23 protein-coding genes are annotated in these 23316 nt (G+C 72.4%); 16 read left to right on the top strand and 7 right to left on the bottom strand.

Going from position 1 to position 23316, the window contains the following annotated elements; translation table 11 throughout:
* Positions 1-165 precede the first annotated feature (165 nt).
* Positions 166-1323 (bottom strand): NlpC/P60 family protein, encoded by a 1158-nt coding sequence (locus ACFY2K_RS37610; RefSeq protein WP_380642490.1) that lies wholly within the window; start codon positions 1321-1323, stop codon positions 166-168.
* A 248-nt stretch (positions 1324-1571) separates the two neighbouring features.
* Here ACFY2K_RS37610 and ACFY2K_RS37605 point away from each other — a divergent pair, with 248 nt between their 5' ends.
* The 6 genes from ACFY2K_RS37605 (at position 1572) to ACFY2K_RS37580 (ending at position 9284) form a co-directional block, all read left to right on the top strand.
* Positions 1572-1922 carry a hypothetical protein gene (locus tag ACFY2K_RS37605; protein ID WP_375888806.1) on the top strand — a complete coding sequence of 117 codons (351 nt, stop codon included), beginning with the start codon at positions 1572-1574 and terminating at the stop codon, positions 1920-1922.
* 167 nt (positions 1923-2089) lie between these two features.
* A complete protein-coding gene (locus ACFY2K_RS37600; RefSeq protein WP_387717159.1) occupies positions 2090-2905 on the top strand; it encodes a hypothetical protein in 816 nt (271 codons plus the stop codon).
* Complete coding sequence (locus ACFY2K_RS37595; RefSeq protein WP_387717158.1) at positions 2895-4190, top strand: hypothetical protein; 1296 nt, start codon at positions 2895-2897, stop codon at positions 4188-4190. Before ACFY2K_RS37600 ends, ACFY2K_RS37595 begins: the two co-directional genes overlap by 11 nt.
* Before the next feature lie 7 nt (positions 4191-4197).
* Positions 4198-5772, top strand: coding sequence for an SCO6880 family protein (locus ACFY2K_RS37590; RefSeq protein WP_375888799.1), 1575 nt, complete (start codon positions 4198-4200; stop codon positions 5770-5772).
* Positions 5773-5889: 117 nt separating this feature from the next.
* Positions 5890-7239, top strand: coding sequence for an ATP-binding protein (locus ACFY2K_RS37585; protein ID WP_375888796.1), 1350 nt, complete (start codon positions 5890-5892; stop codon positions 7237-7239).
* A 245-nt stretch (positions 7240-7484) separates the two neighbouring features.
* Positions 7485-9284, top strand: a complete 1800-nt coding sequence (locus tag ACFY2K_RS37580) for a bifunctional metallophosphatase/5'-nucleotidase (RefSeq protein WP_375888793.1) — start codon at positions 7485-7487, stop codon at positions 9282-9284.
* Between the two features lie 89 nt (positions 9285-9373).
* Here ACFY2K_RS37580 and ACFY2K_RS37575 read toward each other — a convergent pair whose 3' ends face one another.
* The 5 genes from ACFY2K_RS37575 to ACFY2K_RS37555 all read right to left on the bottom strand — a co-directional run bounded on the left by ACFY2K_RS37575 (position 9374) and on the right by ACFY2K_RS37555 (position 14988).
* Positions 9374-10795 (bottom strand): ATP-binding protein, encoded by a 1422-nt coding sequence (locus ACFY2K_RS37575; RefSeq protein ID WP_375888791.1) that lies wholly within the window; start codon positions 10793-10795, stop codon positions 9374-9376.
* A 59-nt stretch (positions 10796-10854) separates the two neighbouring features.
* Complete coding sequence (locus tag ACFY2K_RS37570; RefSeq protein WP_375888789.1) at positions 10855-11625, bottom strand: response regulator transcription factor; 771 nt, start codon at positions 11623-11625, stop codon at positions 10855-10857.
* Between the two features lie 112 nt (positions 11626-11737).
* Positions 11738-12931 (bottom strand): S1C family serine protease, encoded by a 1194-nt coding sequence (locus tag ACFY2K_RS37565; protein WP_380642497.1) that lies wholly within the window; start codon positions 12929-12931, stop codon positions 11738-11740.
* Positions 12932-13060: 129 nt separating this feature from the next.
* Positions 13061-14119, bottom strand: coding sequence for a LacI family DNA-binding transcriptional regulator (locus ACFY2K_RS37560; RefSeq protein WP_360241551.1), 1059 nt, complete (start codon positions 14117-14119; stop codon positions 13061-13063).
* A gap of 137 nt (positions 14120-14256) precedes the next feature.
* Positions 14257-14988, bottom strand: coding sequence for a winged-helix domain-containing protein (locus tag ACFY2K_RS37555; protein WP_375888784.1), 732 nt, complete (start codon positions 14986-14988; stop codon positions 14257-14259).
* A gap of 655 nt (positions 14989-15643) precedes the next feature.
* Between ACFY2K_RS37555 and ACFY2K_RS37550 the strand changes: the two genes are divergently transcribed.
* The 7 genes from ACFY2K_RS37550 to ACFY2K_RS37520 all read left to right on the top strand — a co-directional run bounded on the left by ACFY2K_RS37550 (position 15644) and on the right by ACFY2K_RS37520 (position 20386).
* Positions 15644-15937 carry a MoaD/ThiS family protein gene (locus ACFY2K_RS37550; RefSeq protein WP_375888782.1) on the top strand — a complete coding sequence of 98 codons (294 nt, stop codon included), beginning with the start codon at positions 15644-15646 and terminating at the stop codon, positions 15935-15937.
* 5 nt (positions 15938-15942) lie between these two features.
* Positions 15943-17421 carry a hypothetical protein gene (locus tag ACFY2K_RS37545; protein WP_387717153.1) on the top strand — a complete coding sequence of 493 codons (1479 nt, stop codon included), beginning with the start codon at positions 15943-15945 and terminating at the stop codon, positions 17419-17421.
* 132 nt (positions 17422-17553) lie between these two features.
* On the top strand, positions 17554-18276 hold the full coding sequence (locus ACFY2K_RS37540) for a DUF2993 domain-containing protein (RefSeq protein WP_387717151.1): 723 nt from the start codon (positions 17554-17556) through the stop codon (positions 18274-18276).
* 257 nt (positions 18277-18533) lie between these two features.
* Positions 18534-18614, top strand: a complete 81-nt coding sequence (locus ACFY2K_RS37535; protein ID WP_350517234.1) for an Ms5788A family Cys-rich leader peptide — start codon at positions 18534-18536, stop codon at positions 18612-18614.
* Between the two features lie 253 nt (positions 18615-18867).
* The gene (locus ACFY2K_RS37530; protein ID WP_375888776.1) at positions 18868-19704 is read left to right on the top strand and encodes a sulfurtransferase; all 837 of its coding nucleotides are present in this window, start codon (positions 18868-18870) and stop codon (positions 19702-19704) included.
* A gap of 38 nt (positions 19705-19742) precedes the next feature.
* Entirely contained in the window at positions 19743-20033 is a 291-nt protein-coding gene (locus tag ACFY2K_RS37525; protein WP_030288989.1) for a DUF1416 domain-containing protein, read from the top strand.
* Between the two features lie 101 nt (positions 20034-20134).
* Positions 20135-20386, top strand: a complete 252-nt coding sequence (locus tag ACFY2K_RS37520; RefSeq protein WP_380592331.1) for a hypothetical protein — start codon at positions 20135-20137, stop codon at positions 20384-20386.
* Positions 20387-20390: 4 nt separating this feature from the next.
* On the opposite strand, the gene ACFY2K_RS37515 is transcribed toward ACFY2K_RS37520, so the two are convergent.
* Positions 20391-20753, bottom strand: coding sequence for a DsrE family protein (locus ACFY2K_RS37515; protein ID WP_375888771.1), 363 nt, complete (start codon positions 20751-20753; stop codon positions 20391-20393).
* 370 nt (positions 20754-21123) lie between these two features.
* On the opposite strand from ACFY2K_RS37515, the gene ACFY2K_RS37510 reads away from it, so the two are divergent.
* From ACFY2K_RS37510 to ACFY2K_RS37500, 3 genes are all read left to right on the top strand, one after another.
* The gene (locus ACFY2K_RS37510) at positions 21124-21708 is read left to right on the top strand and encodes an FABP family protein (protein ID WP_380525370.1); all 585 of its coding nucleotides are present in this window, start codon (positions 21124-21126) and stop codon (positions 21706-21708) included.
* A 79-nt stretch (positions 21709-21787) separates the two neighbouring features.
* Positions 21788-22270, top strand: coding sequence for a Fur family transcriptional regulator (locus ACFY2K_RS37505; RefSeq protein WP_375888768.1), 483 nt, complete (start codon positions 21788-21790; stop codon positions 22268-22270).
* A 19-nt stretch (positions 22271-22289) separates the two neighbouring features.
* A complete protein-coding gene (locus ACFY2K_RS37500) occupies positions 22290-23252 on the top strand; it encodes a YgfZ/GcvT domain-containing protein (RefSeq protein WP_375888864.1) in 963 nt (320 codons plus the stop codon).
* The last annotated feature ends 64 nt before the right edge of the window (positions 23253-23316 follow it).

The following is a 23316-nucleotide window of genomic DNA, read 5'->3' as shown; positions in this document are numbered from 1 at the left end:
TGGTCCGCTGCACCTGTTCGATCCCGCCGGGGCCCGCCCGGCGGGCGAAGCTGACGAGGGACCACCGGACCCAACGTCATCGCCGGGACCCAGCGTTCCACGGAAACGCGCGGTTATGGAAACTTGACTCAGCGTCCACAGGCCGCACACAGATCGGTGGACGACTCAGCCGGTCCCACCGGTTGCGGTGGCTCCGTTGACCCGCCCCGCGGCCGTCGGGGCGGCCGGTGCGGCGGCCGCGGGCCGGCTGCCGGGGGCGGTCGGGGTCGGGGTCGGGGCCGTCGTGCCCGGGCGGCTCGGGGCGTTGACCGCGCCGCTGGTGTTGTTGCGCGTCGGCAGCGCCTGGGCGCCGTCCGTGGTGACCCGGGTCGCCCCGATGTACTCCTTGGTGTCGATCTTGTCGTAGCGGATCACCGCCCCGGTGTGCGGCGCGTTGATCATGTAGCCGCCGCCGACGTAGATCCCCACGTGGTGGATGCTCCGCGGATCGCTCAGGTCGGTCGCGAAGAACACCAGGTCGCCCGGCCGGAGCTGATCCCGTGACGGGTGCGGTCCGGCGTACCACTGGTCGTTGGCCACCCGGGGCAGGGCGATGCCCACGGTGGCGAACGCGGCCACGGTGAGCCCGGAGCAGTCGAACCGCCCGTTCTGCCAGGCCGCCCCGTCCCCGCCCCACAGGTACGGCGTGCCGAGCTTGGTCTGCGCGAAGTAGATCGCGGCGGCCGACTGCGCGGACACCTCCACCGGCGCGGTCGGCGCGGCGAAGCTCCGGGCCATCGCCTGGATGTTCCGCACGTACCCCTGGGTCTCCCTGTACGGCGGGACGCCCCGGTTCGACGTCACCGCGTACGGGCCGGCGTTGTAGGCGGCCAGCATGTTGGCCTGCGGATCGCCCGGCACGCCGGCCACGTCCTTGGCGAGCGCGCAGTCGTAGACCGCCGCGGTGGCGATCGCGTCGTACGGGTTCCAGACGTCCTTCTTGCCGTCCCCGTCACCGTCCGTGGCGTACATCGGCCAGGTGCCCGGCATGAACTGCGCCATTCCCTGTGCCCCGACGCCGGATTGGGCCTTGGGGTCGAAACCGCTTTCCTGGTACAGCTGCGCCGCGAGCATCGGCGGGGAGATCTCCGGGCAGAGCGAGCCCCACTTCTGGATCGCGTCCTGGTAGGCCGCCGGAACGGTGCCGGGGGAGAGGGCGGAACGATTCGCCGCCAGTTGCGGTGTCCCACCCGCCGCATACGTCCCCATCGTCACCAGACCGAGGAACCCGAACGCGACAACTCCCGCCGCAGCGGCGGCCGTACCGGCCTTCCGGAGTACCATCAGCACCATCCCGACGAATCGTCAGTCGAAGTGTCCCGGAAGGCGTTGCTCACCGCAATCATCAGAGATACAAAGAGTGAGCGCTATCCTTCGTACGGTGGACATCCTCGCGTACGTGTCCGATGCCTCACGACCAATCCGCGAGAAGTAGCCAAGTCGACATCAGATCTGGCCAAGAATAGGCACCGACCCTTCGCGCGGGCGGGGTCCGGGCCCTTGAATTTGCCTGATCGGGCGGTGAGATGGAAATGAACCTGAGCAGCGTGCACACCTATGCGGTCGGCCACCTGGCCGAGGACCCTCCCAAGAAGCCGAATATCGACACCATCATCGGCGGGATCGCCCCGGACTGGGGCCCCTTCGCCAGCCTCGGGTCGGAGGCCCGGGTGATGGTCGAGGTCATCATGGCCGTCGCCATCCTCGTCTGCCTCGGCCTCGCGGTGTGGGGTGCGGCCAAACAGCGGATCGGCGCGACCGCGATGCGGGACAGCTTCGGAGCCGAACAGGGCAAGGGGCTGATCATCGCCGGGCTGACCGGCGTGTTCATCATTGGATCACTCGGCACTCTGTTCACCATTGTCTACGGCATGGCTATCTGACGATCGGACAGCAGTGACCCGGCCCGCCTGACGACAGGTTCCCGCCCGGACCTCCCCAGAGGGCCGACCCGCCAGGAGTCCACCCCCCGTTCCCACCCCCCGTCCGCGCCCGCCCCCGGACGGAGGGCCCCCGGAGCCGCCCGGCTCCCCGCACCAGGAGGGCCGCCGTGCCGTTGTCCGACGACCAGCCGCACACCCGTACGCGGCTGCCGGTCGACGAACAGCCCTCCGCACTGCCGACCAGCCGTCAGTCCAGGCCGCTGCGCACCCTGCTGACCGTCCTCGTCGTCGTCACCCTGCTCGTCGTCGCCATCTCCGTCGCCAACCGCGGCAAACCGGACCCCGGCAGCGGCGGCAGCTCCGCCGACCGGGCTGCCCCCAGCGCCGGCTCCGGCGCAGGCCCCGCGCCCAGCGGCGACCAGCCCGTCGGCACCACCGTCAACGGCATCGCCTCCGGCTACCCGCACAGCGACCAGGGCGCCCAGTCCGCCGCCGCCAACTACGCGGTGGCGATCGGCTCCGCGGACATGTTCCGCGCCGACAGCCGCCACACCATCGTCGCCACCATCGCCGACCCGGGCTCCGCCGCGGCCCTGCAGAGCCGGCTGGACCAGGGCTTCGGCGGCGACACCGTCGCCCGCTACGGCCTCGACGCCCAGGGCCACGCGCCCAAGGGCCTCACCTTCGTCAGCCGCACCGTCCCCGTCGGCACCAAGCCGACGGCCTACGCCGACCAGGACGCCAAGGTCGAGGTGTGGTGCACCGGCCTCACCGGCCTCGCCGGCCAGAGCTCCGTCCAACCGGTGACCGCCAACTGGTTCACCCTCACGCTCTCGCTCCACTGGACGGGGAGCGACTGGAAGCTGACCGACTTCACCAGCAGGCAGGGCCCCGCGCCGATGCCCGGAGACCAGCAGGCCGCCACCGCCGAGGAGATCACCGGCGCCGTCCAGCAGTTCGGGGGGTTCCGCTATGCCCGTTGACCAGAGCACAAGCCGAACGACCGCACGTCGTACGACCGCGCGCAGAGCGGGGACGCTGGCCGGCGTCCTCGCCGCCGTGCAGTTGACGGCGATGCTGGCCGCCCAGAGGGTGTTCGCCGAGCCGTCGCCGTCGCCGACCGCGACTCCCACCTGTCAGAAGGTCGATCTCCCGATCCCCGGCAGCGACGCCGGGTGTGCTCCCAACGGGGCCGTCGTCATTCCCGGCGGCGGCGTCAGCAACGTGACCGATCCGCTCGGGTCGCTCGCCAAGGGGTGTGCGCAGGCGGCGGCGTGGGTGGTGCGGAACCTGTCGGGGGCGATCGACGGGACGACGTCGGTGGACTTCACCAACCAGTCGTTCCTGCAGCAGTACGCCGTGGTGTTCGCCGTGTCGACGGTGATCACGCTGGTGCTGTGGCTGCTGGCGGTGACCAAGCGGGCGGTGCGCGGGGCGTCGTTGACGACGGCGATCTCGGAGGCGGTCGGCTTCCTGTGGCTGACGGTGGTGGCCTCGGCGTTCACGCCGTTGATCCTGTTCACCGTGGTGAGCGTGACGGACGGGCTGACGAAGGCGATCGCGGTCGGGACGAAGTCGGACACGGGGACGTACCTGGGCGGGTTCGCCGACACCCTGGAGAAGGGGAACGTCGGCGGCGGCCCGCTGATCCTGGTGCTGGTGTCGCTGGTCGCGGTGCTGGCGGCGGCGGTGCTCTGGATCGAGCTGGTGATCCGGGCGGCGATGCTGTACGTGGGGGCGCTGCTGGGGACGGCGGTGTACGCGGGGCTGGTGGACCGGCAGTTGTGGAAGCACGTGCGCCGGTGGGCCGGGATGATGCTGGCGGTGGACCTGGCGAAGCCGATCATCGTGATCATCCTGGGTCTGGCGGGCGCGGTGGCGACCGGGGCCGGGGCCAACGACGACTTCGCCCGGGTGCTGTCCGGGTTGGCGATCCTGTTCCTGTCGATCTTCGCGAGCGCCGCGGTGTACCGCTTCGTCCCGACCTTCGGCGACGAGATGCTGAACATGCGCGGGGCCCGGGCCAGTGCGGTGCAGGCCGGTTCGGCGATGATCAACGGGACCGCGAACCTGATGAAGCAGGGCATCTCCACCCACGGCGACCGCGGTCCGCAGGGGGCCGGGGGCGGCGGGGGTGCGGGCGGCGGCTCGGTCGCGCCCGGCATCGCCGCGCACGCCGGCCGGACGCCGTCCCCGCCGCCGCAGGCCGGGCCGCCGCCGCAGGCCTCGGTTCCGAACCGCGACAGCAATCCAGCGAAGGGAGGGTGACGGGTAAGTGAGCAGCGAACCGCTCGGCCAGTACGGGGCCCAGTACGCCCAGCCGTACGTGCACCAGCGCCGCACCTACCTGATCGGCAAGGCCCGCCCGAACGCGGTGATCGGCCGCAACCGGGAGTCCGGGGAGATCATCCTGATCATCTTCGGGGCGTTCCTCGGGATGCTCTGGGGCCTGCTGATGCCGGTCCTGGCGCTGCGGATCGCCGGTCTGATCGGCCTGCCGCTGCTGGCCATCGCGGCGGTCTACGTGCCGTACCGCAAGCGGACGTTCTACCGGTGGGTGGAGATCAACCGCACCTACCGCCGGACGGTCCGCAGCGGGCGCGGGCTGTGGCGTTCGGACGCGATGGACGCGGGCACCCGGATGGACGGCCGGGAGGTGGAGGTCGGTCCGCCGCCCGGGGTGGGGCGGCTGCGCTGGCTGACCGCGCCGTTCGGGCCGGACGAGGTCGGGGTGCTGATGCACCTGGAGCGGCGGACGGTGACGGCCGCGATCGAGATCGAGGGCCCGGGCGTCGGGCTGCGCGACTCGGAGGACCAGGAGGCGCTGGTCGACCGGTTCGGCACGCTGTTGAAGCACGTCGCCAACGGGGACGGCTTCGTGACCCGGCTGCAGATCCTGGCCCGCACCCTGCCGGCCGACCCGGACGCCCACGCCAAGGACGTCGAGCGCCGCGGCGACCACGACGCGCCGCGCTGGCTGCAGGACTCGTACGACCAGCTGCAGTCGATGGTGTCGACCTCCTCGGAGCAGCACCGGGCGTACCTGGTGGCGTGCATGCACTACACCCGGGACCTGGCCGCCGAGGCACACGCGATGGGCCGCACCGCGACCGGCGGGCGGGCCCGGGACGACGACGGGCTGGCGGCCGTGATGGCCCGCGAGCTGACCGACATCTGCGCCCGGCTGGCCGAGGCGGACATCCGGGTGCGCCAGCCGCTGGGCCAGGCCCGGCTGTCCTCGCTGCTGCACTCGATGTACGACCCGGACCACCCGATCGACCACATCCAGGCGATGTCCCGGCGCAACGCCTGGCCGGCCGAGCTGGACGCGACCCACCCCCAGTACCTGACGGCGAAGACCCGGGAGTCGGTGACCCGGGAGCCGTGGTGCCACGCCACTGCCTGGGTCAAGGAGTGGCCGCTCACCCCGGTGGGCGTCAACTTCCTGGCGCCGCTGCTGGTGCACACCCCGGACGTGATCCGGACGGTGGCGGTGACGATGGACCTGGAACCCACCGACGTCGCGATCGAGCGGATGCTGACCGAGAAGACCAACGACGAGGCGGAGGCCAGTCGCGCGGCCAAGATGAACCGCACGGTCGACCCGCGCGACCTGGCCCACACCGGCCGGGTGGACCAGCGCGGTGACGACCTGGCCTCCGGCGCGGCCGGGGTGAACCTGGTCGGCTACATCACGGTCTCCTCGCGCAACCCCGACGCGCTGGCCCGCGACAAGCGGACCATCCGGGCCTCGGCGGGCAAGAGCTACCTCAAGCTGGAGTGGTGCGACCGCGAGCACCACCGGGCCTTCGTCAACACCCTGCCGTTCGCCACCGGCATCCGCCGCTGACCCCCGCGCCGGTCCTCCGGGACCGGGCCCGTCCACCCACCGCGCCCGTCCACCCACCGCGCCACCCCGTCCACCCACCGCGCCCGTCCACCCCTCGCCGGCACCAGGAGGCCACCCATGGCGATCGGCAACCTCACCGACGCGTTCACCAGCCTGATGTTCGGCAAGGTGGAGACCACCCGGCTGCCGGTGCGTACCTCCACCGGTCAGGCGCAGGCGGTCTACCTGCCCACCGCCGCACCGGGGTTGGGCGACTCGGGAGTGATCATCGGGCGTGAGGTGTACAGCGGCAAGGGGTACGTCTACGACCCCTTCCAGCTGTACGGGCAGCAGCTGCCCGCCCCGCACTGGCTGGTGCTGGGGGAGTCCGGCAACGGCAAGTCGGCGCTGGAGAAGACGTACGTGCTGCGGCAGTTGAGGTTCCGCGACCGGCAGGTCGTGGTGCTGGACGCGCAGGGCGAGGACGGCGTCGGTGAGTGGAACCTGATCGCCAACGCGCTGGGCATAAAGTCGATCCGGCTGGACCCGATGGCGGCCAGGGACGGCGGGGTGAAGCTCAACCCGCTGGATCCGGCGATCACCCAGACCGGTCAGCTGTCGCTGCTGCGCACCATCATCGAGGTGGCGATGGGGCGCGGTCTGGAGGAGCGGGCGGGCTTCGCGTTGAAGGCCGCGCACGCCCATGTGGTCGCCTCGGTGACGGACCGCCAGCCGGTGCTGGACGACATCATCGACACCCTGCGCAGCCCCGAGCTGTCCTCGGTGGAGTCGCTGGGCGTGGCGGTGGACGAGGTGCAGTCCTGGGGCCTGGACGTGGCGCTGGTGCTGGACCGGCTGGTCGACGGCGACCTGCGCGGCATGTTCGACGGCCCGACCACGGACGGCATCGACCTGGACGCGCCGCTGATCGTCTTCGACCTCTCGCACATCGACCGCAACTCGATCGCGATGCCGATCCTGATGGCGATCGTCGGGGTGTGGCTGGAGCACACCTGGATCCGGCCGGACCGGAAGAAGCGCATCTTCCTGGTCGAGGAGGCCTGGCACATCATCAACAGCCCGTTCGTGGCCCAGCTGTTCCAGCGGCTGTTGAAGTTCGGCCGCCGGCTCGGGCTCTCCTTCGTGGCGGTGGTGCACCACCTGTCGGACGTGGTGGACGGCGCGGCGGCCAAGGAGGCGTCGGCGATCCTGAAGATGGCCTCCACCCGGACGATCTACATGCAGAAGGCCGAGGAGGCGCGGGCCACCGGCCGGGTGCTGGGCCTGCCGCGCTGGGCGGTGGAGATCATCCCGACCCTGTCGCCGGGCATCGCGGTCTGGGACGTCAACGGCAACGTGCAGGTGGTGAAGCACATCATCACCGACACCGAGCGGCCGCTGGTGTACACCGACCGCGCGATGACCGAGGACGCGGTGGCCGAACGGGTGCGGGCCGAGCGGCACTTGGCGGCCGAGCCGGGGGTCTGAGCAGGCGCCGCCGCCGGGGGCGGGCCGGGGACCGGGCCGCGGGCGTCGGGCGGGGTCGGGGGGATCGTGTGCAGGCGGTCCGTCCCGGTCTGACGGCGGTGGTTCGTCAGCAGGTAATCCTCTCGTTACGTTCGACATCCTGACAGCTACGCGCGTTGACCCTAGGCTGCACTCGCGCAACACATTGCCCACGCGCCGGCGCGCTCCGCCGCCCGCGTGCTCCTCCGAGGTGCAGGGGATCCCTCATGCTCACCGTCAGATCCCGACGGGCGGCGTTCGCCGTCGTCGCCGCCGCAGGTCTGTTCGGCACGGTGGTCGTGCCGACGGCCGCCCAGGCCGCCGACGCCAACGCCAAGCGTCACAAGACCGTCAACCTCCAGCTGCTGGCGATCAACGACTTCCACGGCAACCTGGAGCCCCCGGCGGGCTCCTCCGGCACGATCAAGGAGATCGACCCGGCCACCGGCAAGGAGGTCTCGACCCCGGCCGGCGGCATCGAGTACCTGGCCACCGAGCTGCGCAAGGCGCGGATCCCGGCCGACGACTCGATCACCGTCGCGGCCGGCGACATCGTCGGTGCCAGCCCGCTCACCTCGGCGCTGTTCCACGACGAGCCGACCATCGAGGCGATGGACAAGCTCGGACTGGACGTCACCTCGGTCGGCAACCACGAGTTCGACCAGGGCGCGACGGAGCTGCTGCGCAAGCAGGAGGGCGGCTGCCACCCGACCGACGGCTGCTACGAGCCCGGCCGGACCTTCAAGGGCGCCAACTTCAACTACCTGTCGGCCAACGTCACCGACGAGCAGTCCGGCAAGCCGCTGCTGCCGCCGTACTGGGTGACCAAGTCGCAGGGCGTCAAGATCGGCTTCATCGGCGTCACCCTGGAGGGCACGCCGAACATCGTCACCGCCGAGGGCGTCAAGGGCCTCAAGTTCGCCAACGAGGTCACCACGATCAACAAGTACGCCGCGGAGCTCAAGGCCAAGGGCGTCAACTCGATCGTCGCGCTGATCCACGAGGGCGGCTACCCGGCCAGCGGCGTCTACAACTACGACTGCGGCGCGGCCGGTCAGGGCATCTCCGGCCCGATCGTCGACATCGCGAAGAAGATCGACCCGGCGGTCGGCGCCATCGTCACCGGCCACACCCACAACGCGTACGCCTGCAGCATCCCCGACCCCAACGGCGTGCCGCGCTCGGTGACCAGTGCCGCCTCCTTCGGCCGGCTGTTCACCGAGATCGACATGAAGCTGGACAAGACCACCGGCGAGATCGTCCGCCCGTCGGTCAAGGCCGAGAACCACGTGGTGCGGCGCACGGTCGAGAAGGCCCCGGACATGACGGCGCTGATCGACCACTACTCCAAGCTGGCCGCCCCGAAGGCCAACCGGCCGATCGGCTACATCGCCTCGGACATCAACGGCCGGGGCAGCAGCGACCTGGAGAAGCCGCTCGGCGACGTGATCGCCGACGCGCAGCTGGAGGGGCTCGCCCCGGCCGACAAGGGCGGCGCCCAGGTGGCCTTCATGAACCCGGGCGGGCTGCGCTCCGACCTGGTCTACAAGGCCTCGGGCAGTGAGGGCGACGGCGTGGTGACCTACGGCGAGGCGTTCACCGTCCAGCCGTTCACCAACATGATGCAGGTCAAGACGCTGACCGGCGCCCAGCTGGTCCAGCTGCTGCAGCAGCAGGTGAGCGGTCTCAACGACGCGGCGCCGAAGATCCTCCAGGCCTCCTCGAACCTCCACTACACCCTGGACATGCGCAGGACCGGCGCGGCCCGGGTGGTCCTGGACTCGATCCGGCTGAACGGCGCACCGGTCGACCCGGCCGCCAAGTACCGGGTCGCCGCCAACGAGTTCCTGGCCGGCGGCGGCGACGGCTTCCCGGCCTTCGCGGCCGGCACCGACAAGCTCGTCGGCGCCTCCGACCTGGACGTCTTCACGGCCTACCTGACGGCCCACAGCTCGGCGGCCTCGCCGTTGAAGCCGCCGGCGCAGGACCGGGTCAAGGTCCTCGGCCCGGGCAGCGACATCGACTGACCGAGAGCCGGACACCGGCCCCGGTGACGGGGCCCTGGGACGGGCGGGGCGCTGTCGGGGCGCCCCGCCCGTCCTGCCGTTCCCGGCGGCTACTCGGGGGCGGGGCCGCCGGGAAGTCGTACGGTCGCCAGCGCGCCGGGGCCGCCGTCCTGGGCCGGGCCCAGTGTGACCTCGCCGCCCGCCTCCCGGACGCTCTGCGCGACGATCGACAACCCCAGGCCGGAGCCGGGGAGTTGACGCGAGGACGGGGAGCGCCAGAACCGGTCGAAGACGTACTGGAGCTCGTCCGGCGGAATGCCGGGACCGTGGTCGCGGACGGTCAGCACGCCTTGCTGGAGCCGGACCTCGATGGTGCCGGCGGGCGGGCTGTACTTCACCGCGTTGTCCAGCAGGTTGATCACGGCCCGCTCCAGGCCCGCCGCGTCGCCGTGCGCGTACCAGGGCTCGACGGTCGTCTCGAAGACCAGCCCCGGGCCGCGGAGCTTCGCCCGCTCGACCGCGCGCCCGGCGATCTCGTGCAGGGCGACCACGGTCAGGTTCGGGCCGGCCTTCGGGGTGTCGGGGCGGGAGAGCTGGAGCAGGTCGCCGATCAGCACGGTGAGTTCCTGCATCTGGGCCTTCATGTTGCCCAGCAGCTTGGTTTTGGTCGCCGGGGGCAGCGGGCGGCCGGTGTCGTTGCTGCGGATCAGCAGGTCGACGTTGGTGCGCAGGGAGGTGAGCGGCGTCCGCAGCTCGTGGCCCGCGTCGGCGATCAGCCGGGTCTGGCGCTCGCGGGAGTTGGCGAGGGCGGTGCTCATCGAGTTGAAGGACGTGGAGAGCCGGGCGATCTCGTCGTCCCCGTTCACGGGGATGGTGCTGCCGACCTCCTCGGTGCGGGCGATGTGCTCGACGGCGTCGGTGAGTTGGTCGACCGGCTTGAGGGAGGAGTGGGCGACCAGGCGGCCCGCGACGGCGGCGAGCAGGATGCCGCCGAGGGAGACGGCGCCGAGGAGGATGGCGAGGCCCTGGAGGGATTCCTCGATGGGCTGGGTCGGGGTCGCGACCATGGCGACGGTGGGCTGCGAGACGTGCTGCACGGAGCTGAGCCGGACGAGCGCCGGGTCGCCGTTCGTGTAGTGCCCGTCCCGGACGATGTACTGGCCGGGCTTGAGCTGGAACGCGGCGGCGTCCTCCGGCTTGATCACGATCGCCCGGTTCGAGCCGGGGGGCAGGCCCACGCCGTTCGGGGTCACGAACTGGGTGTCGCGGGGTGCCGCACCGCTGAACTCCGGTGTGCCAGGGCGGGGTTGGTTGGCGGCGAGCGCGGCTTCCGGGTTCGCGTACAGGTTGAGGTTCTTCCCGACCATGGCGGGGGGTGCGCTGACCAGGTCGGTCTTGACCTGGCTGTACAGCTGCTTGTCCACGATGAACCAGCAGGCCAGCGCCGACAGCGCGATGGCCACGGCCACCGCGGCCGCGCTCATGAAGGTGAGGCGGCCGCGCAGCGAGCGGGAGCGGTACCACTGGACCACGCGCTGGCGTCTGCCGGGCACCACCCGGGGCGGGGCCAGCGGCGGGGGCGGAACAGCGTTCACGCGCTGGTGCCGGCGGCCGGGCGGAGGGCGTAGCCGACGCCGCGGACGGTCTGGATGAGGCGCGGCATGCCGCCCTGCTCGGTCTTGCGGCGCAGGTACATGACGTACACGTCCAGGGAGTTGGAGGAGGGCTCGAAGTCGAAGCCCCAGACCGCCTTGAGGATCTGTTCGCGGGTGAGGACCTGCCGGGGGTGGGAGAGGAACATCTCCAGCAGCATGAACTCGGTGCGGGTGAGTTCGACGGGCTTGCCGCCGCGGGTGACCTCGCGGGTGGCGGTGTTCATCCGCAGGTCGGCGAAGGCGAGGACCTCGCTGTCGTCCTCGGCGGCGGCGCGGGCGGCGGCCTCGGTGGCGAGGGCGTTGCGGCGCAGCAGGGCGCGGACGCGGGCGAGGAGTTCGTCGAGTTCGAAGGGCTTGGCGAGGTAGTCGTCGGCGCCGACGTCGAGCCCGGTGACGCGGTCGCCGACGGCGTCGCGGGCGGTGAGCATCAGGACGGGGACGGTGTCGCCGCGGGAGCGCATCCGGCGGACGGCGGTGAGGCCGTCCATCCGGGGCATCATGATGTCCAGCAGGACGAGATCGGGCTTGTCGCGCTCGACGGACTCCAGGGCCTCGTAGCCGTCGGTGGCGGTGGCGACCTCGTAGCCCTCGAAGGCGAGGCTGCTCTCCAGGGCGTCCCGGAGGGCGGGTTCGTCGTCGACCACGAGGAGCCGGGCGGAGGGGTGGCCGGCCTCGGCGGGGGTGCGGTCGTCGGCGGACGGGGTCATGGGCTGCTGCCCTTTCTCGTCGGGTGGAGGGCCCGCTGTCGGGTCTGCTGGGTCTGCTGCTGGTGGCAATTGTCCGCCTCGCGGACGTTCACCGGTTCCTACGGATTGTGGCTCACAGGCTCTGGCCGGATTCGAGCTTCGGCAGGACCTGCTTGATGTCGTTCATCGGGATGGCGAAGCCGAGGCCGACGCTGCCGGCGCCGCTGCTGCCCGAGGAGCCGGAGCCGCTGGGCGCGTACATCGCCGAGTTGATGGCGATGACCTGGCCGTTGGCGTTGATCAGCGGGCCGCCGGAGTTGCCGGGGTTGAGGGCGGCGTCGGTCTGGAAGGCCTTGTAGGTGGTGCTGCTGCCGCTGTTCTGCTGCTGCTGGGCGCCGCCGCCGCGCAGGCCGGGCACGCCGGGCAGGAACGGGAGGCCGAAGCCGCCGTTGCCGCTGGTGGAGCCCTCGTCGAGCTGGACGGTGACGTCGCGGTTCTCGGCGCTGATGATGCCGGAGGTGACGGTGCCGGTGAGGCCGTCGGGGTTGCCGATGGCGACGACCGGGTCGCCGATGGCGACGGTGGAGGAGTCGCCGAGGACGGCGGGGGTGAGGTTCTTGGCTCCGCCGGCGGTGATCACGGCGACGTCGAGGTTCTTGTCGGTGCCGGTCACGGTGGCGGGGGCGGTGGAGCCGTCCTTGAAGGTGACGGTGATCCGGCCGCCGGCCGACGCGCCGTCGATCACGTGGAAGTTGGTGAGGATCTGGCCGTCGGCGTTGAGGACGACGCCGGTGCCGGTGGCGGTGCCGTTGCTCTCCTTGACGGTGATCTGGACGACGCTGGGCGAGACGGCGGCGGCGATGGCGGGCACGTTGGCGGTGCCGTCGGTGCGGGCGGAGACGGGGCTGGCGATCGTTCCGACCCGGTTGTCGGAGGACTGCCGGTCGGCGGCGATGACCCCGCCGGTGACCCCGCCGATGACGGCGGCGATCGCGGCGACGGCGGTCACCAGGGCGAGCCGCCCGCGCAGCAGTCCGCGCCGGGCCCGGCCGCCGTGGCGGCCGGGGCCCTCGGAGTCGGAGGGGTGGCCGAGCAGCGTCGGGGGCTCGGGCGGCATCGGCGGCGGCGGGGGCGTCGCGCCGAAGGCGGCACCGGAGTGGTCCTGGTGCTGGCCGTACCCGGAGTACGGGTCGGTGCCGTCCTGGTGGTGGCCGTACCCGGTGCGCGGGTCGGTGCCGTCGGTGTCGGAGCCCAGCACGGTGCCCTCGATGACGCGGGGCTCGTACGGACCGTACTGCTCGCTGGGGTTGTGCCGCTGTTCGCTCATGCCGACCAAGTTCCGCCCGGTGGATGAGGACGGGATGAGAAGCGGCTCAGAACGCGGCGAGAAGCCCGTTGACTTCTCATAAAGCCTGGTCAGGCAGCTCTTGGAGCGGAACCGGCGGTTCCGCTCCGGCTAGTCCAGCGGGGCCCGGTCGGGTGCGGCCCCGTCGCAGCCGCAGGAACGGCGGATGACCAGGCGGGACGGGAACTTGCGGACCCGCTCGGTGTCCGAACCGGGCACCATCAGCGAGTCGTCCAGCACCAGGTCCACGGCGGCCCGGGCCATCGCGTCGCGGTCGGAGGCGACGGTGGTCAGCGGCGGGTCGGCGAGCGCGGCCTCGGGCACGTCGTCGAAGCCGGCCACCGCGAGGTCCTCGGGGACGCGCAGGCCGACCTCGCGGGCGGCCCGCAGCACGCCGATCGCCTGGTCGTCGGTGGAGCAGAAGACGGCCCGCGGCCGGTCGGGCGAGCGCAGCAGCCGCAGGGCGACGTCGTACGCGCCGTAGCGGTGGAAGGGGGCGTCGATCAGGTGCGGTTCGGTGGGGATGCCGTGGGCGTCCATGGCGCGCTGCCAGCCCTCGACGTGGTCGATGACCGGGTCGCCGGGGGCGGGGGACTCCACCGGGCCGCCGAAGCAGGCCACGTACGGGTGCCCGTGCACCTCCAGCAGGTGGCGCACGACGGCCTCGGCGCCGCCCACGTCGTCGGTGACCACCGCGACGTCGTCGATCGCCTCGGGGCGGCGGTGCAGCAGCACCACCTTCGCGCCCTCCATCGCGGCGAACTCCTCGGCGGCGCGCTGGGAGGGGCCCTGGCTGACCAGGATCAGCCCGGAGACCCGCATGCCGAGGAAGGCGCGGACGTAGTGGACCTCGCGGTCGTCGACGTAGTCGGAGTTGCCGATCAGGACGAGCTTGCCGCGCTCGGAGGCGGCCCGTTCGACGGCGTGGGCCATCTCGGCGAAGAAGGGCTGGCGGGCGTCCGGGACGACCATGCCGATCAGGTTGGTCCGGCGGGAGGCCATCGCCTGGGCGACGCTGTTCGGCCGGTAGCCGAGCTGTTCGATCGCCGCGAGGACCTTCTCCCGGGTCGCGGGCGCGACCGGGCGCGGCCCGTTGTTGATCACGTAGCTGACGACCGCGGTCGAGGTCCCAGCCAGTCGGGCTACATCGTCGCGCGTCACCTTGGCCACGGGGGGAGTCTACGCGTGTGGTCCCCGGGGCGGCAGTGGGAGCTGGGGCCGTTCCGGGGCGGGACCGGGAGCAATCCGGACGAGCCGGACGGGCCGACGGCCCGCCCGGCCCGCCCGGCTCCCCGGGCCGGTCCCCGTCAGGCCTCCAGCGGGGCCGAGGGGCGCTGGGCGAGGTCCGGACGCTCGCTCTTGTCGGCCTTCTCCGGGACGACGAAGCGGTAGCCGACGTTGCGCACGGTGCCGATCAGCTGTTCGTTCTCCACGCCGAGCTTGGCGCGCAGCCGCCGGACGTGCACGTCCACCGTGCGGGTGCCGCCGAAGTAGTCGTAGCCCCACACCTCCTGGAGCAGCTGGGCCCGGGTGAAGACCCGGCCGGGGTGCTGGGCGAGGTACTTGAGCAGCTCGAACTCCTTGAAGGTGAGGTCGAGCGCCCGGCCCTTGAGCTTGGCGGAGTAGGTGGCCTCGTCGACCGAGAGGTCGCCGTTGCGGATCTCCATCGGGCTGTCGTCGGCGGCGACCTGGAGGCGGCCCAGTGCGAGCCGCAGCCGGGCCTCGACCTCGGCCGGGCCGGCGGTGTCCAGCAGGACGTCGTCGATGCCCCACTCGGCGGTCACGGCGGCCAGGCCGCCCTCGGTGACCACCAGGATCAGCGGGGAGCCGATGCCGGTGGAGCGCAGCAGCTGGCACAGGCTGCGGATCTGCGGCAGGTCGCGCCGGCCGTCGACCAGGATGACGTCCGCGCTGGGGGTGTCGACCAGGGCGGATCCCTCGGCGGGGGCCACCCGGACGTTGTGCAGCAGCAGGCCGAGGGCCGGTAGCACTTCGGCGGACGGCTGCAGTGCGTTGGTGAGGAGGAGGAGTGAACTCATACCCGGGGGTCCCCTTTCCGGGTCGTCGCGGTCGCGCCCAGGCTGCCGCCGCAGCCGGTGGGCGCAGGTGCTGAGGGGAGGGGGAAGGACGCCCCGGGGGTCTCGTGGGAGCACTCGGCGCACCGGGGGTCCCGCAACCCGCGGCGCACCGTTTCTGCCCTGTTCATCCCGCGAACCCTCCGGTCTGGTCCGGTCCCGGGTGGCGGCCCGGTGCCGGGTGGCGACACCCCGGCAGGCCCGGCACGTCCTTGTGCCGCGAGAGCGGGGCGGTTCCCGCGAAGCGCCGGGGGTGGGCCGACGAATCGCACGAACGTCCGTACTGGCGTCCTGAAAGCACAAAAGGACCCGGGGGCGACTCTGCCCGGATCCCTCTTGGAGGTCGAGGATAGCCGACCGCTCCGCGTGCCGGGAGTGCGCGAATCCGACGGTTCGCCCAATCCGGGCGTGCGCCGGGTGAGCCTGGCCACAGCTTCGAGCGCCGCTGCGGGCCGGTCGGGCCAGGGCGATTGCCGCTCGCACCGGCGGACACGCCATCATGGGACGCACATCGGCGGCGCTGCCCGGGTCCATCGTTCGGGTGGTCGGGGCACGCTCCGGTGGCGAGCCGGACCGGGTCACCGGGGCCGGGCGAGGACGAACGGAATGGGGTGGCCCGATGGGCGCGACCACCGAGCCCGCGAGCGGCGCCCGGGCGCGCGGGACGATCCGCTACTGGGCGGCGGCGAAGTCCGAGGCCGGGCTGGCCGAGGAGCCGTACGAGGCGGCGACCCTGGCGGAGGCGCTGGCCGCGGCCCGGCAGCGGCACGCCGACCGGCCGAAGCTCGTCCAGCTGCTCGGGCACTGCTCGTACCTGGTCGACGGCGCGCAGGTCGGCGGCCGGGACCACGCGACGGTGGCCCTGACCGAGGGCGGGACGGTCGAGATCCTCCCGCCGTTCGCGGGAGGCTGAGCGGCGTGACGGACATGAACGACCCGAACCACGGCGGCGGCCACGGCAACTGGCCGCAGCAGCCGCAGCAGCCGCAGCAGCCCTATCCGCATCCGCAGCAGTACCAGCAGCAGCACGCGCCGCGGCACCCGCAGCAGCCGCAGCACCCGTACGGCTATCCGGTGGACTACGCCGACGCCACCACCGTGCTGCCGCCGGTGCCCGCGCTGGACGACGCGGCCGCGACCACCCTGCTGCCGCCGGTGCCCCCGATGGACGACGCGGCGACCACGCTGCTCCCGCCCGTCCCGCCGCTGGACGACGCGGCGGCCACCACGCTGCTGCCGCCGGTGACGGTCTCCGGCGCGATGCCGGTCGCCCCGCCGCCGCAGTACGGCCGGCCGCCGGTGCAGCAGCCCCCGGCCGCGCAGCCGTACCCGCAGTCGTACCCGCCGCAGGCCCCGCCGCCGCCCTCCCGGGCGCGGCACGCGGCCCCGGCCGGGGCGCCCGCCCCGGCGCCGCGGACCGCCCCGCAGCAGGGTTTCCCGCAGCACGGTGCCCCGCAGGGCGCGCCGGTCGGGCATCCCGCGGCCGCGGTGCCGCCCGGCGGCATGCCGCCCGCGCCGCCCGTCGGGGCGCCCGGCGCCGGGCCGGGCTTCGACCCGCCGACCATGACGCTCAAGCGCCCGGACCTGCCCGCCGCCCCGGCGTACGGCGCCGTCCCGGCGCAGCCGGTGCCGGGCCTCCCGTTCCCGGGTTCCCAGCCCCCGGCGGCGGCCGCGGCCCCGGGCGGTCGGACCGGTTCGCCGATCATCGACCCGGGCCTCCAGCCCGCCCTGATCACCGCCGCCGTGGCCGCGCTGCTGGCCGGCGGTGCCGCGCTGGGCCAGGTGGCGCTGGCCCTGGTGGTGGCGGCGCTGCAGCTGCTCACGGCGGCCGGCTGGTTCCGGCTGAACGGCATGTGGCCGGCCCGGCAGGGCATCCTGCTGGCCGCGCTGTCCGGGCTCACCGCCGACGTGGCGGTGCTGCTGGCGGACGCCGACAGCGGTGCGGCGGCCGTGGTGGGCGCCCTGGGCGGGTTCTTCCTGCTGGTGCTGGTGCTCCAGACGTTCCGTCCGTCGGACCCGAAGGAGCGGTTCTACGCGCTGACGGTGCTGGGTTCGGCCACCGTGGTGACGGCGCTGTGCACCACGCTGCTGCTGGCCGACTGGGTGCCGGCGGGGGTGGGCGCGGTCGCGCTGGCCACCGTGCTGGCGGCGGCTCCGCTGCCCGGGCCGAAGCAGCTGGGTCCGGTGCTGGGTGTGGTCGCCGCGGTGCTGCTGGGCCTGCTGGTGGGTGCGCCGCCGGCGCTGGGCGTGCTCGCCGGCCTGGGGGCGCTGGTCGGCCGCCGGGTCGCGGCGTACGACTTCCCGTCCCGCTTCGTGCACATGACGGCGGGCGTGGCGCTGCCGCTGGCGGTGGCCGCGCCGCTGATCTGGATGGCCACCGGGCTGCTGGCCGGCTGAGTCGGGTACGTCACGACCGCGTCCCGTCCCGGAACCACCGTCCGGGGCGGGACGTCGTACGGTCGTGCGGGAGGGTCGCGCCCGGCGCGGCTCCGGGGCGGACGACGGCGACCGGCGACGACGGGGGACACGATGCGCGGATGGCTGAAGGCGACGATCGGCCTGGTGGTGATCTCCGGGCTGCTGGTGGGCGCGGACCGGATCGCGGTCGGCGTGGCCGAGGACGAGGCCGCCGACCAGCTGGTGAAGAACGGCCGGATGAGCCAGCGCCCGGACGTCACGATCGAGGGCTTCCCGTTCCTCACCCAGGTGGTCTCGAAGAAGCTGGACGACGTCCGGATCTCCTCGGACGGGCTGACCGTCCGGAACAACGGGCAGCAGGTGGCGCTGCACTCCTTCAAGGCGAAGCTGTCCGGGGTCGAGGTGAGCGACAGCCTGAACAGCGCCACCGTGGACAGCGGCGCCGGCAGCGGAGTGATCAGCTACCAGGACCTCGCCCAGCTGCTGCCCCCGGCCTCCCAGCTGATGGGCGGCGCCTCGCTGCCGGTCGGCGGCAACGCCCGGTTGAGCCTGTCGTACGGCGGCCCGGGCAAGGTCAAGGCCTCGCTGGGTCCGGTCTCGGTGGGTGAGGCCACCGTGCACAACACGGGCAACACCATCACCGTGGACGGTCTCAAGCTGAGCTCGCTGGCCGAGATGGTCGCCGGGCTGGGCAACCGGAAGATCGAGCCGGCGAGCTTCACCCTGGACTCGATGCCGGCCGGCCTCCAGCTGGCCGCGAAGGACGGCGTGGCGCCGCTGCCGGAGGGCCTCCAGCTGTCCTTCGAGGGCAAGGACGTCAAGCTGCTGGGCTGACCCGCTGCCCGTCCGCTGCCCGTCCGCCGGCCGCCGCCGGCCGTTCCGAAGGGGCACCCCCCGTTCCGCTCCGCGAGACGCGCTGTCCAGCGCGGACCGCGGGGCGGTGTCGTTTCCGCCCGTTGTGGGCCGTCGGCGGGGGCCCGCCCGGCGCCCGGCGGGCCGCGCCCAGGGCGAATCCCAGTATCCGGTCGTTCTGGTCTCGGGATTCGATACGCTGATGACAGCGGGCCTCCGGTGTCCTTAGCATCGTCGGCATGAAGCGACAGACGGATCTCACGAAGCGGCGGGCGGTCGACCTGTGCCGCGTGGCCGCCTGTCTGTGTCGAATGCGCTGAGTCGGCATCCTGGCAGGGCAGTTCGTGCCCGCCGCCGACCTTCCGGTGACCTCGTCCGGCCCTCGGGGCCGATGGTCCCCGCCGTGCTCCGCAGTCCTCCGCCCGGTCGTCCCGGTTCTCCTCCTCCGTCCCATCATTCGGACAGGATTTCGGACCGCCTCCGTTCGGGCACCCCGGCAGTACCCCGGCAGCACCCCCGCTGAGCAGCTGAGCAGCACCTTCCGCAAACCGCCCTCGGATGGAGAACACCACCATGAGCCGCAGCGACGTCCTGGTCGACGCCGACTGGGTCCAGGCCCGCCTGGACGACCCGAAGGTCGTCATCGTCGAGGTCGACGAGGACACCTCCGCGTACGACAAGAACCACATCCGCAACGCCGTCCGGATCGACTGGAAGCAGGACCTCCAGGACCCGGTCCGCCGCGACTTCATCGACCAGGCCGGCTTCGAGGCGCTGCTCAGCGCCAAGGGCATCGCCAACGACGACACCGTCGTCCTGTACGGCGGCAACAACAACTGGTTCGCCTCGTACGCCTACTGGTACTTCAAGCTGTACGGCCACGGCGACGTCCGCCTGCTGGACGGCGGCCGCAAGAAGTGGGAGCTGGACTCCCGCGACCTGGTCGCCGAGGTCCCGGCCCGCCCGGCCACCGCGTACCAGGCGCAGGCCGTGGACTCCTCGATCCGCGCCTTCCGCGACGACGTGATCGCCGCCATCGGCACCCTCAACCTGGTCGACGTCCGCTCGCCCGACGAGTTCTCCGGCAAGCTGCTCGCCCCGGCCCACCTCCCGCAGGAGCAGTCGCAGCGCCCCGGCCACGTGCCGAGCGCCCGCAACATCCCGTGGGCGAAGAACGCCAACGACGACGGCACCTTCAAGAGCGACGACGAGCTCAAGGCCCTCTACGAGGCCGAGGGCATCGACCTGGCGAAGGACACCATCGCCTACTGCCGGATCGGCGAGCGCTCCGCGCTCACCTGGTTCGTGCTGCACGAGCTGCTCGGCCAGGAGAACGTGAAGAACTACGACGGCTCGTGGACCGAGTACGGCAGCCTGGTCGGCGTGCCGATCGAGCTCGGCAGCAACTGAGCCCCCCGGCTCGACCCGTAAGTCAGAAGGAGACAGACATGTGCGGTGCGAAGGCCGGCGGGCCGGACCTGGCAGGAGTTGACGTGGCGAACGAGACGATCATCCAGGGTTCGGTGACCCGCGACGGTGAGCCGGTCAACGGCTACGTCCGGCTGCTGGACGAGAACAACGAGTTCACGGCCGAGGTGCCCACCTCGGCGACCGGCCAGTTCCGGTTCTTCGCCCGCCCGGGCAAGTGGACCCTGCGGGCGCTGGTCCCGGGCCAGACCGTGGACCGTCAGGTGGTGGCCTCCCAGGGCACCGCCGTCGAGGTCGCGATCGCGGTCTGACCGGCACGGACGATCACGCCGAGGGCCCCTGCCGCGCGGGGGCCCTCGGTCGTACCGTGGAAGACGTGCAGACGAGGCGCCGGCGGCGCTACTACTACGCCATGATGGGCGTGTGCCTGGGCCTGTTCGTCCTGGCCTGGGGCGTGGTGCGGTTCTTCTCGGTGGGAGCCGCGGTGGGACTGTGCGTGGTCGCGATGGTCATCCCGCCGGCCGCTGCGGTGTTCGCCAACAAGCGGGACCCGGACGACGACTGGTGGAACGACCCGCGCTGGGAGGACCCGAAGTGGGACGAGCCCGGCCACGACCGGGACCGCCCCGACCGGGACCGCCCCGACCGCGAGGAACGCCCGTAGGGCGTCAGTAGACGAGCGCCTGGACGTTGTCCGCCATGATCTCGCTGACGAAGACCTGCGCCCCCGCGATCCGGACGCCCTCGACGGTGTCCTTCTGGGTGATCCCGCGCCGGGCCGCGCACTGGGTGCACAGCGTCACCGAGCCGGAGGCCAGGATCGACTCCAGCAGGTCCGGCAGCGGTGCGGCGTGCGGCAGCTCGAACTCGGCGGCCCTCCCCGGCACCGCGAACCAGGAGGACTCCCCGGTCAGCCACAGCGAGACGTCGATCCCGCTGGCGACGGCCACGGCCGCCACCGTGAAGGCCTGTGAGCACCGCTCGGGCGCGTCCGCACCGGCGGTCACCTTGATGACGAGCTTCTTCGACATGGCGCCACCTTAGAGGTCCCGCCGCCCCCGTCCGCCGTCATCGTGGAATCCCGTGGGCAAACCTTGAACGGCGCCCCGGGGGAGGCGGCGCGGCGGCTACGCTGCGGCGCGGAAGCCGACGTGGTGGGGCTCACCGCGACCGACCGTAGCCCTCCGGATAGAGTGGGCGCGAGCAAAATCCACCACACTGTCGCCGCCTGGGAGCCCCCCGTGTCCGGTCTGGAAATCTTCTTCGACGGTCTGCTGGCCCTGATGGCCGTGCTGATCACCTGGTTCGCCATCTTCTCGGTGATGAAGCTGTACCAGGGCCAGCGCTGACCCTGCCGTACGGTTGAGGCAGACCGCACCGACCACGACAGCGACCAGGAACATGATCGAGATCCCCTCTGACCTCCACAGGGACGTCGTCCCGCTCGCCTTCCTCCTCGGTACCTGGGAGGGCGCGGGCGTCTATGACTTCCCCGGCACGGAGAAGTGCAACTTCGGCCAGGAGATCGTGATCCGCCACGACGGCCGCCCCTTCCTGGAGTTCCGCTCCCGTACCTGGGTGCTGGACGAGGAGGGCGAGAAGGTCCGTCCGCTGGAGAACGAGCACGCCTTCTGGCGCATCACCAGCAACCACGACGGCACCAGCGGCGTCCGCGGGATCGAGATCTCCTCGGTCCGCGACGACGGCACGGTCGAGATCTGGTACGGCGAGCTGGCCGACGGCAAGCCGCAGGTCGACGTCTCGACCGACGCGGTGGCCCGGATCGAGGGCTCCCCGGAGTACTCCGGCGGCAAGCGGCTGTACGGCTTCGTCAACGGCGAGCTGCTCTGGGTCGGCGAGAAGGCCGCCCCGAACGTGCCGCTGCGCCCGTACATGTCCGCGCAGCTCAAGAAGGTGCTCAGCCCGGCCCAGCTGATCAAGGACATCAACGACCTGCCGGACGACGGCATCGCCTTCTTCAAGTAGGCCCGTCCCGGGACGTTCTGCGCACGAGGTAGGGACCGGCCGCCGGCCGGTCCCTACACTTGTCCCAGGACCCCCGACCTTGGCAGGGACAGAAACCGTGGCGGACACCGGCACCACCGACTGGCAGCTCTCGGGCGACTGGAAGACCGACCTGCGCGAGCGCGGCTACCGCCTCACGCCGCAGCGGCAGCTGGTGCTGGAGGCCGTGGACGCCCTCGACCACGCCACCCCCGACGACATCCTCTGCCACGTCCGCAAGACCGCCAGCGGCATCAACATCTCCACCGTCTACCGGACCCTGGAGCTGCTGGAGGAGCTGGGCCTGGTCTCGCACGCCCACCTCGGCCACGGCGCCCCGACCTACCACCTGGCCGGCCGCCACCACCACCTCCACCTGGTCTGCCGGGACTGCGAGAAGGTCACCGAGACCGACACCGAGATCGCCCAGCCGCTGGTCGACCGGCTGCGCGAGCAGCACGGCTTCGACACCGACCTCAAGCATTTCGCCATCTTCGGCCGCTGCGCCGACTGCGCCGCCGGGCGGGCCGACGAGCGGTCGTAAGCTGGCCGGTATGACCGGTGTGAAGAGCCCGCTGCTTGCCCTGCCCGGAGCCGTCCCCGCCGAGGGGGCCGACGAAGGCGTCGCCGCCCACTACGGCGACATCTTCCGCGAGCAACGGAACCTGTCCCGGGGCACCGGCTTCGTCGACCTCTCGCACCGCGGTGTGCTCACCGTCACCGGTGCGGACCGCCTCGCCTGGCTGCACCTGCTGCTCACCCAGCACGTCAGCGGGCTGGAGCCGCAGCACGCCACCGAGGCGCTGGTGCTCTCCCCGAACGGGCACGTCGAGCACGCCCTCTACCTGGTCGACGACGGCACCACCACCTGGGCGCACGTCGAGCCCGGCACCCAGGAGGCACTGATCGGCTACCTGGAGAGCATGAAGTTCTTCTACCGGGTGGAGGTCGTCGACGCGACCGCCGACTACGCCGTGGTCCACCTGCCGGCCGGCTCCACCGGCTCCGTCGAGGGCGCCGCCGCCGTCCGCGAACTCCCGTACGGCCGCGACCTGTTCGTGCCGCGCGCCGAGCTGGCGGAGCGCACCGCCGGGTACGGCCCGGCGGCCGGCGTCTGGGCCTACGAGGCGCTGCGGATCGAGGGCCACCGGCCCCGGCTCGGCTTCGAGACCGACCACCGGACCATCCCGCACGAGGTGGACTGGCTGCGCACCGCCGTCCACCTGCAGAAGGGCTGCTACCGCGGCCAGGAGACCGTCGCCCGGGTGCACAACCTGGGCCGCCCGCCGCGCCGGCTGGTCTTCCTGCACCTGGACGGCACCGAGGAGACGCTGCCCCCGCACGGCACCGAGGTGCGGCTGGCCTCCGACCCGGACGGCCGGGCGCTGGGCCTCGTGACCTCCTCGGCCCGGCACCACGAGCTGGGGCCGATCGCGCTGGCGGTCGTCAAGCGGAACGTGCCGGTGGACGCGGTGCTGCTGGCCGGCACGGTGCCGGGCACCCAGGACGTGATCGTCCCGCAGTAGGCCGGGCAGGGGCCGGGGCGGGGCGGGGCTGGGGCCTCACGGCACACCGGCCCGGGGCCCGGCC

The organism is Kitasatospora sp. NPDC001309, from assembly GCF_042896295.1.
GTDB lineage: Bacteria > Actinomycetota > Actinomycetes > Streptomycetales > Streptomycetaceae > Kitasatospora.
This window is presented reverse-complemented; position numbering and strand designations above follow the sequence as displayed.